This is a genomic window from Trinickia caryophylli, assembly GCF_034424545.1.
GTDB lineage: Bacteria > Pseudomonadota > Gammaproteobacteria > Burkholderiales > Burkholderiaceae > Trinickia > Trinickia caryophylli.
The window spans coordinates 4067967-4080981 of record NZ_CP139970.1 but is presented as its reverse complement, the minus strand read 5'-3'; the positions used below and the strand labels follow the sequence as shown (position 1 = coordinate 4080981).

The window sequence follows — 13015 nt, the reverse complement described above, 5'->3', positions numbered from 1 at the left end:
TTCTCCTCCGCCTTGTCATCGCAGCGCAATACTGAAGGAGCTGTGCCCCGTGACGCTCGTCCGATCCACAGGGGACTCCACCGTAACGACGCCCCCCTGGGACAGTTCGACCACTCCACGCAACATCGGGACTGTTGCGTCGACATAAAGCGAAACCTCGATTTGCGGACAAGCCTGGGCGACCGAGATAAGCAGCTCGGAGGCATTCATAACGAACCTTCCCAGGACTAGCGGCGTTCCGGGTACCAGGGACTTCACTGACGCACCAACAAGCAGATCGCACTGAGCGCCAATACCCCAGCTCTGCGTGCCGGTGTCATATATGGCAACGCGAGCCTGGTAGCCGGCGTCCATGCCCGTCAAAAGAAGCCGGATCGGGCAACCAGGGGGCTCGGCCGAGCGCAACAGGTTGCCGTATATCGGCTGGTGGACAGTCAAGACCAGATCGCCTGCGGGGACAGCAGTGGCGGTGCTCCGCGGTTCGGGGCCTCGCTCGCTGACAACATTCGGTGAGTCTGTTTCATCACTGCCGCTACCGCTGGTTGCCTCACCGACGTTGAACCCGAACATTGCCTACTCCTCTATTGGATATCGGCGAGACCCGGCGCTGCTCTTTTACCTGGTGGGCCACTTGAATTCCTTGACCTGCGACTGCTGCAGTACCTGAAAACCGCCCGAGGCTCCGAGCGCAAACTCCACAACCGCGCCGGATTTGCTGACATTAGAGGTAAATGTCAAATCGGCGAACGCGGTCCGCTCTTCAGCCCAGAGATATAGAGAGGCACCCAATGACGGAACGACGTACCCAGCCTCTTTTTCCTTCTCGCCCTGAAAACGGGGCGCAGTGAAGGTCAAGGCCGTACTCGTTATCGTCAGGCTCGCAAGCACGAAAGGAATGAGCCCGGGAGGAGAGCTGACAGAGATCAGCGCTCCCTCGAGGTCGAGATCGGAGGATGCCCAAGCGGCAAACGACTCATGCGCTTGGGCATCCCGGCCGCCGACCGTCAAGGTCAGTATTTCGCTCGATACGAAATGCGAAAGCCTGATGCGGCACGGTTGCGATGTGCTGACTGATTGTGACATAGCTTCCTCCACGGCACCAACCAATTAACAGCGTTTCTAGTTTTTATATGCCACAGCCATCTATTCAGTCACCGTCACCCAATCCGCCGAAACACCAAGAGAATCGCCATTGCCAGCCGTATCTCCATTGACCGTTAACTTGAGATTTGTATCGATTGTCGGGGTGATGGTGACATAGCCATTAGAATTACCCTTTTTCATCCCCCAAAAATAAAGAAAGATATAAAATTCCGTCGCCTGATTCTGCCCGGACTGCCCCGGGACATAATCCATCCTCAGCGACCTGTTAACCATATTCAGCTGAGCAACAGGCACTGACAGCGAAGGCTCGTTGTTAGGATTCGCCGATGTCGTGAGTGCGAATGGGGTGTTTCCCCGACCCGTCGACGAAAAGTCAACAGGATACATACCCCAAACAACCGAACTGTCGGAGTCGGTTATATCGATCCTCGCTGTACTGATCGTGCTTCCATCGCCGTTCTGTCCAGAAAAGTCGAACTGAAGCATTACAGTCGCATAGCTATTGTAGTCGGATACGGTTGCCATATATTCCTCGTCAATGTTCCATGCACGATATACCGAGCGCTTGCGCACATCGAGAACGATGTACCGCCGGAGGCGTCGCCGCACTGAGTGCCAGCAAGTGACATTATTGATTAACGCCCTGCATTTTCAACTACACGCCCTTGCAGCATCGAACTCGACAATGCTTGACAGGCACTGCAATTAAATGCTTACCATTTAATTCAACCTATGCCACAAAATTCAGATAGTGATATTCCGTGGCACAAATGCATTCCAGGGCCAATCCTGGCCTCGCTCCGTCAAATGGTGTCTTTGTGACGAATATCTGCGGCCACGCCGCCCGGGGACTTGATCTTTGGGCTGTGCCAGTTCTCCGGCGATGTTCGAGTCGGCGCGCCATCGACACCGCTCGCCAGCAGAGAGACGCGTGCAGCGCGCTATGAAGGGGTAGTTTGAGCGCGGGCAAGGCGCTGCCGCGCGGAACATTTCGCTTGAGTTTCGATGCTGCGTGTCAGTAGTACCGGTCAGTCCTGGCGTCAGCGCCGTACCGGTGAAAGAGGCCGCGACCAGGCTGCCTTCGGCATCGAGGATGCCCTTCGAACATTTCGCTGTCTTTGCCGACCCACCAACAAGCGCGCCGATATCCGCACGAGCCGGCGCATCGCGTGCCGAGGGGGCTAGCGCAAAAGCCGCTGCGAGCGCGATGATGGCGCGCTTGATGGCAGGACGTCCCTCCCTGTTGTTGCCCGCCGTCTCGATGGAGGCGATTTTTTATTGCAGTGCGGATGCTAGTTCGAGCTGCGATCGAGAGGTGAAACGGCCTTGTCGCTTCTGTAACGGCCGGTAACCGCGATTCGGCTATGAAAAGAACAGGTCGTCGTCATCGATCAGAGGCGGCTCGTCGCGTTTGCTGGAGGAGGAAGCACCCTGCTGCTTCGGCGCTTGGGGGAGGGAGAGGCTTCCGGTTCGACATTCCCGAGCCTCGGTCTTTGCGACTTGGAAGCTTGGCGCGCCCCTCGTGCGCGAAGCGAACGCGACGCCCGCCCTGCGACGGGGCCGATGCGGCACGCACCTTTCCGCAACCATCGTAATCGCAAACATGAAGACGGCCACCCGTCACTTCTTGGAGGTAACGTCCGCAACGGCTACCGGAAGGCCGCGAACTCTTCGGCAATGGCCGCGATCAGCGCTTGAATCCTGGCGGTCTTGTAGAGATCCGCATGCGCCACGAGCCAGACGTCGAAATGGTCGGTTCGACGCGACATGACGCGCACGAGTTCCGACTCCTGATCGGCGCGAAAGCACGGCAACTCGGCCACCCCGATACCGGCAATCGCCGCCTCGAACAACATCGGCGTGGAGGACGTCTGGAAGGCGACGCGCCCGCGCGAAGTCGGCTCGCCGCACAAGACGTCCCACATCGAAGGCACTACCGGCTGCTGATACATCACCAGGTCGTGTCCGGCGAACGCGCTGCCCTCCTGCGGCTCACCGCGTCGGGCGAGATAATCGCGCGATGCGTAGATCGCCGAGTCGAGGCGCGCGAGCCGACGGACGATGAGTTCGGGCGAATCGGGGCGTACTGTACGAACCGCGAGGTCCGCTTCGCGCCGCGTAAGGTTGGCGACCTGCGCGGAGGTCACGCAGGTAATGTCGATGCCGCGATGTTCTTTCTGTACCTTCGCGATGGCCGGCACGACGAAGCGTTTGCCGAGCGAATCGGTCGTCGCCACGCGGATCATGCCGCACAGTTGATCGTCCGCGCCCGCCACGCGGCGCTCGATGCGCAGCGCCGCCTGCTCCATCGCTTCCGCCGCTTCGAGCAGTGCTTCGCCCGCGGGCGTCAGCACGTACATCGTCGGCGTGCGCAGAAAGAGCCGTGCGGACAGTGTCTCCTCGAGTACCGCCACGCGGCGGCCTACCGTCGCCTGATCGACCGACAGGCGAGCGGCCGCACCTCGAAGCGTGCCCGCTCTTGCCACAGCCAGAAAGAAACGTGCGTTGTCCCAATTCATCGTCATACCGGGCGGGATGGAAGATGGGCGATGCAAATATGCATCACCACGATGCGATATTACTGCTTTATTGCATCATCGCCGCTCCCTACACTGTACGCACAACGGGAGTGAGAAATGACCGACTGTGCAATCAAAACACCCTACCGGGCCGACAGCACCACGCGTCGCGAATCGCTGCGTCGCCGCCTGACGCTCGCCCTCGTCGCAAGCGGCATGTTCATGGCCGTGCTCGACACGACGATCGTCAATGTCGCGCTGCCGGCGTTGCGCACGCACCTCGGCGCTTCCGTCGCCGAGCTCGCGTGGATCGTCGACGCCTACACGCTGACCTTCGCCGCCTTGATCCTCGCGGGCGGGGTCGCATCGGACCGGCTGGGCGCCAAGACCGTCTACCTCGCGGGCCTTGCGCTCTTCGTCGCCGCGTCAGCCGCCTGCGGTGCCGCGCCCGATGTGGCGGTGCTCGTCGCCGCACGCTTCGTTCAGGGCGCGGGCGCAGCGCTGTTTCTGCCGGCATCGCTGGCCGTCGTGCGCGCGACGTTCGACGATCCGGGCGCACGCGCGCGGGCCATCGCGATCTGGGCGACCATCGCCTCGGTTGCGGCCTCGGTCGGTCCGCTCGTCGGCGGCTTTCTCGTCGACGGCCTCGGCTGGCGCAGCGCTTTTCTCATGAATGTGCCGACGGGCGGGCTCGCCGTCGTTGGCACCTGGTACCTCGTGCGCGCCCACACCCCGCTGCGCGCGCGTCGCTTCGACTGGCCGGGGCAACTGACCAGCGCCGTCAGCCTCGCGGCACTGTGCTTCGCGGCCATCGAATTGCCGGCGCGCGGCGCACGCTCGCCCGAGGTGCTCGCCGCGTTCGCCCTCGCCGCGGCTGCGGCCGCGCTGCTCGTCTTCGTCGAGCGCCGCTCCCCCGAACCGATGGTGCCGACGGCGTGGTTCCGCAACAGTGTGCTCGTCGCCATGAACGCGGCCGGCAGCCTCGCCTATGTCGGCTACTTTGGGCTGCTCTTCGTATTGAGCCTTTATTTGCAAGGCGAACTCGGCTTCAGCGCGCGCGAGACCGGTCTTGCGCTGCTTCCCATGGCGGCGAGTCTTTCGCTCGGCAACATCATTTCCGGCAAACTGCACGGCCGCTTCAAGGCCGCACAGATGATGACGGCCGGTCTCGCCGTCGCGGCCATTGGCGTGCCGCTGATGGTCGCCTTGTTCGAAATGCATGCGCCGCATCTGCTCGTCTATGGGGCGATGGTCATGTACGGCGCCGGCACGGCCGTGTCGGTGCCTCCTATGATCGCAGCCGTGCTCGAGCAGGTGCCGAGCGAGCAAGCGGGCGTCGCCTCGGGGCTGCTCAACGCGTTGCGGCAGACCGGTGGCCTGATCGGTGTCGCGCTGGCTGGCGCCGCCACTGCGCTCGCCCCGCGTCTGTCCGTTTCGCTGGCCGTTGTCGGCGGGCTGTCGTGTGTGGCGTACGCCGCGGCCGCATGGCTTGCAGCGGCTTCGTCTTCCCGCTGAAGCCCGAAGCCGCTCAGCGGCGGGCCCGCAGATCCGCGCGTTCGAGGCGGTAGCGCTCGTATCGCATGCCGTCTGTATCGTCGTAGCCGACCCGGTGCATGCCGAGTTTTTGCGCCACGTGCAGCGAAGCGGCGTTTGCCGCGGCAATATCGGCGATCACGCGCGGCAACCGCAGGGTCTCGAACGCATGCGCGACGAGTGCGGTGGCCGCCTCTGTCGCAATGCCGCGCCCCCATGCCTCCCGCACGAGCCGCCATCCGATCTCGACGTCGGGGCCCGTGCCGTGATCGGGAATCAGCAGAACCCAACCCACGAATCGCTCGGGCGCGGTACGTTCGCGAATCGACCAGTAACCCAGCCCAGGTGGGTAAGGACGCGTGATGCGATGCACGACGAACCGCCGATGGGCGACCGGGTCGCGCCATGGCCCCGCGACGTGGCGCGTGACGTCCGGGTCGCGATCCATCTCGAGGCAGGCATCGAGATCGGCCAGCGTTCGCTGGCGGATCAATAACCGGGGCGTGTCGAGCGCAGGCAACGATTGAGCGGGATCCAACATGGCGGTCGATGGTCGGGGAGATCCGGTTGCCACTCCATTTTGCCACTCCATTCCTTTTCCGACTGGCGCAGCATAGCACCCTATTACATTTTGGCGACGAGTTTTAAATTCGCATTAAAATATTCTTTCATTTAGCAAACAATTGAAATTGAAGAATCTATCGATGTGGCCATCGTATAGGGATTAATACGGACGAATGCGCTGCCGCCCCTGCAGCCGCGAAAAGTGCGCGTACACTCGGCGTGCCTACCCGCGGGGTGCCCGTGCGGCGCGATCCGCCGTGCGGAACGACCATAAAGAAGGAGAGACGCACAATGGCCTGGACACGCGAACAACGCAACGTGACGATTGCCGCCTATTTGGGATGGACGCTCGATGCGTTCGATTTTTTCCTGATGGTTTTCGTGCTGAAGGACATCGCCGCCGAATTCAATACGAAAATTCCGGAGGTGGCGTTCGCCATCACGCTGACGCTTGCCATGCGCCCGCTCGGCGCGCTCATATTCGGGCGCCTCGCGGACAAGTTCGGCCGCCGCCCCACGCTGATGGTCAACATCGCCTGTTACTCGGTGCTGGAACTGCTCTCGGGCTTTTCGCCGAACCTCGCGACGCTCCTCATCATGCGATCGCTCTTCGGCATCGCCATGGGCGGCGAATGGGGCGTGGGCTCCGCGCTCACGATGGAGACGATTCCTCCCAAAGCGCGCGGCGCCGTCTCGGGGCTGCTGCAAGCGGGGTATCCGAGCGGCTATCTGCTGGCATCGCTCGTGTTCGGACTGCTCTACGAGCACGTGGGTTGGCGCGGCATGTTCTTCGTCGGCATCGTGCCGGCGCTGCTCGTGCTCTACATCCGCACGAGCGTCCCCGAATCGCCGGCCTGGCAGACGATGGAAAAGCGCGCCCGCCCGAGCCTCGTGGATACGCTCAAAAAGAACTGGGTGCTCTCGGTCTATGCGATCGTCCTCATGACCGCATTCAATTTCTTCTCGCACGGCACGCAGGATCTTTATCCGACGTTCCTGCGGGTGCAGCACGCCTTCGACCCGCATACCGTCTCGCGCATCCTCATCGTGCTCAACGTCGGCGCGATCGTCGGCGGCCTCTTTTTCGGCTCCATGTCCGAAAAAATCGGCCGTCGGCGCGCAATTTGCATTGCGGCGCTGATCGCGTTGCCGGTCCTGCCGCTCTGGGCTTTCTCGAGCGGCGCCGTCGCGCTCGCGATCGGCGCCTTTCTCATGCAGATCTCGGTACAAGGAGCTTGGGGCGTCGTACCCGCGTATTTGAACGAGATCTCCCCCGACGAGATTCGCGCGACCTTCCCCGGGTTCGTCTATCAACTCGGCAATCTCATTGCGTCGGTTAATGCGACGATGCAGGCATCGGTCGCCGCGAGCCGCGGCGACAACTACTCCTTCGCGCTGGCCGTCGTCGCCGCCACCGCTTCGATCGTCATCGCAGTGCTGATCCTGTTCGGCCGCGAGCGTCGCGGCATCGACATGCTGAGTTCCGCCGAGCACGTGGGCAAAGCGGCCTGAGGCCGCGTGGCGCCCCCTTTTTTCGAACCCGATGCTTGCCGCAAACGGCGGCAAGCACCCAGGCGCGGGGCGCCGTTGCGCCCCACCCGCGCGGCCCCGGCCCGCGTACCTTCGCGCGGCATGACGGGCTCCGACTAGAGGAGTCCGTCGACAAACAACGCTTGCCGCGGGCCAGCTCAGTTTTTATCGTTCTCAAAAATAACAAGTTTCAATCACAAACTTGAATCGCTTGTTCGCGGCTGGGCAACCGGCATGGGAGGCGCAACATGGCAGTTCGTTCATCGCACCGGGCAACCGGCGATACCAAGGCGCGCATCCTCGATGCCGCCGAAGACATTTTCATCGAGTACGGCTTCGAGGCGATGTCGTTGCGCCAGATCACCTCGCGCGCGGACGTCAATCTGGCCGCCGTCAACTACCATTTCGGCAGCAAGGAAGCACTGATTCACGCCATGCTGTCGCGCAGGCTGGACCGGCTCAACGAGGAGCGCGTGAAACTGCTGGAGCGCTTCGACGCGCATCTCGGGCCGCGGCTCACGTGCGAGCATGTGCTCGGCGCGATGTTCATTCCGGCTTTGAGGCTCTCGCGCGATCCGCATGCGGGGGGGCGTGCCTTCCTGAAACTGCTGGGACGCGCGTACACGGACCCTTCGGCTTTCATCCATAACTTTCTGAACGGCCACTACGCATCGGTGGCCGAACGGTTCTTCGATGCCTTTCAGCGCGCATTGCCGCATCTGCCGCGCGAGGAACTCGGCTGGCGGCTGCACTTCGCCATCGGCGCGCTTTCGGGCGTACTCGCGGGCGGCGACACCGACAACCTGATCGCAGAGTTCTCGCAAGGCCATACCATGAGCGACCTCCAGTTGATCTCGCGGCTTGCGTCGTTGATGGTGGCGGCGCTGAAGGCCCCGTTGCCTGACGCGGCGCAGCTCGCCGCCTTCGCGGCCGTACTTGGCGACGCTGCCGACGGTGCCGACGCCGATGCACTCGGCGCCTGCGGCTCGCTCGAGTCGCTCGCCGCCGGCAACGGCGCCCATGACGCCTCGGCAAGCGCGCCGATGGACGACGCGAATCAACCGCCGGTCGCGCTGCCAGGGCCGCCCGCCCAGGAAGCGCCGCGCCACGCCTTCTGACGCGCAAGCGCGGCAGGGTTCGGCAGTCGGCTCGCAGGAAAGAGCGGTCATGGGATGGCCCATTCTCGTGCTCATCGCCGCGGCGGCGACGCTCGTCGCGCGCGAAGCGTCCGCGCGGCTATGGCTGGCGGTGCTGGCCCTGTGGACGGTCGCGGCGGTCGTTCTCTACGCGCCCGCCGCGGGCGCGCTCCTCGCAATCGGCATCGCGCTGCTCGCGCTGGCCGCCCTGCTTGCGGTCAGGCCGTGGCGGCGACGCTTGCTGAGCGCCCCGCTCTTCGCGGTCTACCGCCGGGCGGCGCCGGCCATGTCGGCCACCGAGCGGGACGCCATCGAGGCCGGTACCGTGTGGTGGGAAGCGGAACTCTTCATGGGCCGTCCGCGTTGGGACAAGCTACTGGCGCTCGGTGCGCCGAAGCTCACGGCCGAGGAACGCCATTTCGTCGACGAGACATGCGACCGGCTCGCGGCTCGCGTCGACGACTGGGCGGTAACGTCCGTCGAGCGCGATTTGCCGGCCGATGTGTGGCAAGCGATCAAAACCGAAGGCTTCCTTTCGCTGATCATCGAGCAGCGGTATGGCGGCAAGGCGTTCAGCGCCTACGCGCATTCGCAGGTCGTCATGAAGCTATCCTCGCGCTCGTCCACGGCGGCGGTGTCGGTCATGGTGCCGAACTCGCTCGGCCCGGCCGAGCTCTTGCAGCGCTATGGCACCGAAGCGCAAAAGGCGCATTACCTGCCGCGCCTCGCGTGCGGCGAGGACATTCCCTGCTTCGCGTTGACGAGCCCTTACGCCGGCTCCGACGCCGCGGCGATACCCGATGTCGGTACCGCCTGCAAAGCGCTGTTCGAAGGCCGCGAAACGCTCGGATTTCGCATTAGTTGGGACAAGCGCTACATCACCCTTGGGCCGATCGCGACGGTGCTCGGCCTCGCCTTTCGCGCACGGGACCCGGACCGGCTTCTAGGCGACGACGGCGAGCCGGGCATCACGTGCGCGCTGATCCCGACGGCGCACCCGGGCGTGCGGATCGGGCGGCGTCACTGGCCGCTCGACGCGGCGTTTCAGAACGGACCGAACGCGGGCCACGACGTTTTCATCCCGATCGACTGGGTCATCGGCGGACGCGAGCAGGTCGGCAACGGCTGGCGCATGTTGATGGAATGCCTTGCCGCGGGCCGCTCGATCTCGCTGCCGTCATCGAGCGTCGGGTTTGCCAAGACCGCGGTGCGCGGCACGAGCGCCTATGCGGCAATGCGGCGGCAGTTCAAGGTCCCGATCGGCAAGCTCGAAGGTATCCACGAGCCCCTCGGACGCATGGGGGCGAACCTCTACGTCATGGATGCGATGCGTCGCCTGTGTGCCCAGGCCGTCGATCTGGGCGAGCGGCCAGCCGTTCTCTCCGCGATCGCAAAGTATCACGTGACCGAGCGCGGGCGCCGTGTCGTCAACGACGCAATGGACGTGCTGGGCGGCAAAGGGATCTGTCTCGGCCCGTCGAACTTTCTAGGACGCATCTATCAGCAACTGCCCATCTCGATCACGGTCGAGGGCGCCAACATCCTCACGCGTTCGCTCATCATCTTCGGCCAGGGCGCGATGCGCTGTCATCCTTATCTGCTGCGGGAGATGGCGGCACTACATGAAGACGATCGCGAAAGGGGCCTCGCGCAATTCGATGCCGCGCTCTTCGGGCATATGGCATGCCTCGCTTCGAATGCGGTACGCAGCCTCCTGCACGGCCTGACGGGGGGCATATTCATCGCCCGAGCCCCTCGCGCCGCGCCCCAGCTCGCCCGCTACTACCGCGCGGCCACCCGGCTTTCGATCGCCTTTGCATTCGTCGCCGATTTATCGATGCTGCTGCTCGGCGGCGCGCTCAAGCGCCGCGAGCGACTCTCGGCCCGGCTCGGCGACGTGCTGTCTCAGCTCGTGCTCGTTTCGGCCGCGCTGAAGCGATTCGAGGACGACGGGCGGCCTGTCGACGATCTGCCGCTCGTGAAATGGGGATGCGAGGATGCATTGCACACGGCGGCCGAAGCGCTGCGCGAACTCTTCGCCAACTATCCGAGCCGTGCCGCCGCCATCGCCGTGCGCATCGTCGCGTTCCCGCTCGGGCTGCGGCAACGCGCGCCTGCCGATGCGCTCGCGAGCGAGATCGCCACGCTGCTGCAAACGCCGTGCGCGGCGCGGGCGCGACTTTTCGCCGACGCCTACGTCGGCCGCGACGAGCACGAACCGATTGCCTGCGCCGAGGCGCTGCTGGAGCTCATGCCGGCTATTTCGGCGATCGAATCGAAGCTGAGTGCAGCGGTGCGCGACGGCCAGTTGCCGCCGATGCCGCAAAGCCTCGCCGAATTGCCGTCGTGGGCCGAAGCCGCCCGCTCGAACGGCCATCTCGATGCTGCCGAAGCAGCCACGCTCGCCACCTATGCCGTGTCAGGCGCACGCCTCGTGCACGTCGACGATTTCGCTCCCGATCTGAACCCGACATCGGCAGCACGCGACGCAACGAATGCGAGCACAGGCTCGAACGCCGAGCCTCGCTCGGCCACGTCCGGCGACGGCCGGCCGGCACCGCATCGAAACGAAAGACGAACGGATAAACAGGGAGACGAAGCATGAATGAATCCATCGCCGCACAACGCCCGCCAGGCGTGGCGGCCGAGGCACCACCGGCACCGCCGCGGGCCGCCCCCGACACCGACGGCATCTGGTACGCGTCGTATCCGCCCGACGTGCCGCGCGAGATCGATGTCGGCCGCTATGCGTCCGTCGCGCATTTCTTCGACGAATGCACCACGCGCTTTCGCGAACGCACCGCCTTCGTCAGTGTGGGCTCGTCGATGACATATGGCACCGCAGCCGCAAAAGCGAAGGCATTCGCAGCCTACTTGCAAAGCATCGGCATCGAGCGGGGCGACCGCGTCGCGATCATGCTGCCCAACACGTTTCAATACCCGATCGCCCTCTTCGGGGCGCTGAAGGCGGGGGCCGTGGTGGTCAACGTCAACCCGCTCTACACGCCGCGCGAGCTCGCGCATCAGCTGCAGGACAGCGGTGCCAAGGCCATCGTCGTATTCGAGAACTTCGCGGCCACGCTCGCCGCCGCACTGCCCGGAACGGCCGTCGAGCACATTGTCGTGACTGCGCTGGGCGACCTCCTTGCCGACGGCCTCAACCTCAAAGGACGCTTGCTCAATTTCGTGCTCAAGCACGTGAAAAAAATGGTGCCGCCCTACCGCCTGGCGCACGCGATCGACATGCGCCGCGCGCTTGCGCTCGGCGCAGCGGCGCCTTTCGCGCCGACGGTGCTCACGCACGACGACCTCGCCTTCCTTCAATACACGGGCGGGACGACGGGTGTCGCCAAGGGTGCGATGCTGACCCACGGCAACATCGTCGCGAACCTGCTGCAGGCGACGGCGTGGGCGGAAAGCCAGCTCAGCGACGAGATCGAAACGGTGCTCACGCCATTGCCGCTTTACCACATCCTCTCGCTGACTTTGAACGGTCTGATTTTTCTCGGTCTCGGCGGGCGCAACATTCTGATCGCCAACCCGCGTGACGTGAAGCGCGTCATGCAGATTCTGCGCAAGGAGACGTTCACCGGCATTCTCGCCATCAATACCCTCTACAAGTCCTTTCTCGAGAACGAGACGTTCTGCCGGCGCGACTTCTCGAAGCTGAAGCTCGCGATGGCCGGCGGCATGGGCACGCAGCGCGCGGTCGCCGAACGCTTCAAGGCCGTGACGGGCAAACCGATCGTCGAAGGCTACGGGCTGACCGAATGCTCGCCGATCGTCGCGATGAATCCTGTCGACCTCGCGCATCTGCGCGAATTCGACGGATCGGTCGGCCTGCCCGCACCTTCGACACGGGTGCGTTTTCGCAAGGACGACGGAACGTGGGCGAATGTCGGCGAGCCGGGCGAGCTTTGCGTGAAGGGGCCGCAGGTCATGAAAGGATACTGGGGGCGCCCCGAGGAAACGGCAAAGGTGATCGACGCCGACGGCTGGCTTGCGACCGGCGATATCGGCGTGATGGACGCGCAAGGGTTCATCAAGCTCATCGACCGCAAGAAGGACATGATTCTCGTGTCGGGATTCAACGTCTATCCGAGCGAAATCGAGGACGTCATTGCGATGCACCCGGGCGTGCGGGAAGTTGCGGCCATCGGCGTGCCCGACGAAACCCAGGGCGAGCGCGTCAAGGTATTCATCGTGCCGCGCGAGCCTGGCCTCACCGAGGAGGAGGTGATTCGACACTGCCGGCGCAATCTGACCGGCTACAAGGTGCCGAAGCTGATCGAGTTCCGCGAAGCCTTGCCGCAGACGAACGTCGGCAAAATCTTACGGCGTGCACTGCGTGAGGACGAACTCTCGCGGAAATAATGGCGGCGGCGGATGCCGCCTGTACGGCCGCAGGTGCCACGAAGCGCCGCCCTGCGGCCCGGGCGCAAACGAGCCGGAACCGTCTGTTAGCTGCCGGTCGGGCGCGAAGGCATCGGCGCCGCCGGCACAAACGTCAATGCATTGAGCGCTTGCTGAAAAAACGCCGCGGGCATCCTGGCGGCCGTGGCCTCGTTGCCCAGCGGCCCTCAGCCCATCTTTTCATCTTTTTTTATTTCATTGGCGGCCCGATGCAAT

10 protein-coding genes are annotated in these 13015 nt (G+C 63.9%); 5 read left to right on the top strand and 5 right to left on the bottom strand.

Going from position 1 to position 13015, the window contains the following annotated elements:
* Positions 1-15: 15 nt before the first annotated feature.
* The 4 genes from U0034_RS18445 to U0034_RS18430 form a co-directional block, all read right to left on the bottom strand.
* Positions 16-570, bottom strand: coding sequence for a hypothetical protein (locus tag U0034_RS18445; RefSeq protein WP_085229556.1), 555 nt, complete (start codon positions 568-570; stop codon positions 16-18).
* Positions 571-615: 45 nt separating this feature from the next.
* The gene (locus U0034_RS18440; RefSeq protein WP_139831202.1) at positions 616-1083 is read right to left on the bottom strand and encodes a hypothetical protein; all 468 of its coding nucleotides are present in this window, start codon (positions 1081-1083) and stop codon (positions 616-618) included.
* Positions 1084-1143: 60 nt separating this feature from the next.
* A complete protein-coding gene (locus U0034_RS18435) occupies positions 1144-1629 on the bottom strand; it encodes a hypothetical protein (RefSeq protein WP_114717921.1) in 486 nt (161 codons plus the stop codon).
* Between the two features lie 1124 nt (positions 1630-2753).
* The gene (locus tag U0034_RS18430) at positions 2754-3623 is read right to left on the bottom strand and encodes a LysR family transcriptional regulator (protein WP_085229604.1); all 870 of its coding nucleotides are present in this window, start codon (positions 3621-3623) and stop codon (positions 2754-2756) included.
* Positions 3624-3740: 117 nt separating this feature from the next.
* On the opposite strand from U0034_RS18430, the gene U0034_RS18425 reads away from it, so the two are divergent.
* Positions 3741-5138, top strand: a complete 1398-nt coding sequence (locus U0034_RS18425; protein WP_085229553.1) for an MFS transporter — start codon at positions 3741-3743, stop codon at positions 5136-5138.
* Between the two features lie 13 nt (positions 5139-5151).
* On the opposite strand, the gene U0034_RS18420 is transcribed toward U0034_RS18425, so the two are convergent.
* Entirely contained in the window at positions 5152-5697 is a 546-nt protein-coding gene (locus U0034_RS18420; protein WP_085229552.1) for a GNAT family N-acetyltransferase, read from the bottom strand.
* A gap of 314 nt (positions 5698-6011) precedes the next feature.
* Between U0034_RS18420 and U0034_RS18415 the strand changes: the two genes are divergently transcribed.
* The 4 genes from U0034_RS18415 to U0034_RS18400 all read left to right on the top strand — a co-directional run bounded on the left by U0034_RS18415 (position 6012) and on the right by U0034_RS18400 (position 12760).
* Positions 6012-7232, top strand: a complete 1221-nt coding sequence (locus U0034_RS18415) for an MFS transporter (RefSeq protein ID WP_085229551.1) — start codon at positions 6012-6014, stop codon at positions 7230-7232.
* 266 nt (positions 7233-7498) lie between these two features.
* Complete coding sequence (locus U0034_RS18410) at positions 7499-8368, top strand: TetR/AcrR family transcriptional regulator (protein ID WP_085229550.1); 870 nt, start codon at positions 7499-7501, stop codon at positions 8366-8368.
* A gap of 49 nt (positions 8369-8417) precedes the next feature.
* The gene (locus U0034_RS18405; RefSeq protein ID WP_085229549.1) at positions 8418-10991 is read left to right on the top strand and encodes an acyl-CoA dehydrogenase; all 2574 of its coding nucleotides are present in this window, start codon (positions 8418-8420) and stop codon (positions 10989-10991) included.
* A complete protein-coding gene (locus tag U0034_RS18400; RefSeq protein WP_085229548.1) occupies positions 10988-12760 on the top strand; it encodes an AMP-binding protein in 1773 nt (590 codons plus the stop codon). Before U0034_RS18405 ends, U0034_RS18400 begins: the two co-directional genes overlap by 4 nt.
* Positions 12761-13015: the final 255 nt, after the last annotated feature.

Bases quoted from the DNA above. Each gene is read 5' to 3' on its own strand.
- U0034_RS18435 (WP_114717921.1), bottom strand. From the start codon at position 1,629: ATGGCAACCGTATCCGACTACAATAGCTATGCGACTGTAATGCTTCAG.
- U0034_RS18405 (WP_085229549.1), top strand. From the start codon at position 8,418: ATGGGATGGCCCATTCTCGTGCTCATCGCCGCGGCGGCGACGCTCGTC.
- U0034_RS18440 (WP_139831202.1), bottom strand. From the start codon at position 1,083: ATGTCACAATCAGTCAGCACATCGCAACCGTGCCGCATCAGGCTTTCG.
- U0034_RS18420 (WP_085229552.1), bottom strand. From the start codon at position 5,697: ATGTTGGATCCCGCTCAATCGTTGCCTGCGCTCGACACGCCCCGGTTA.
- U0034_RS18425 (WP_085229553.1), top strand. From the start codon at position 3,741: ATGACCGACTGTGCAATCAAAACACCCTACCGGGCCGACAGCACCACG.
- U0034_RS18410 (WP_085229550.1), top strand. From the start codon at position 7,499: ATGGCAGTTCGTTCATCGCACCGGGCAACCGGCGATACCAAGGCGCGC.
- U0034_RS18400 (WP_085229548.1), top strand. From the start codon at position 10,988: ATGAATGAATCCATCGCCGCACAACGCCCGCCAGGCGTGGCGGCCGAG.
- U0034_RS18415 (WP_085229551.1), top strand. From the start codon at position 6,012: ATGGCCTGGACACGCGAACAACGCAACGTGACGATTGCCGCCTATTTG.
- U0034_RS18430 (WP_085229604.1), bottom strand. From the start codon at position 3,623: ATGAATTGGGACAACGCACGTTTCTTTCTGGCTGTGGCAAGAGCGGGC.
- U0034_RS18445 (WP_085229556.1), bottom strand. From the start codon at position 570: ATGTTCGGGTTCAACGTCGGTGAGGCAACCAGCGGTAGCGGCAGTGAT.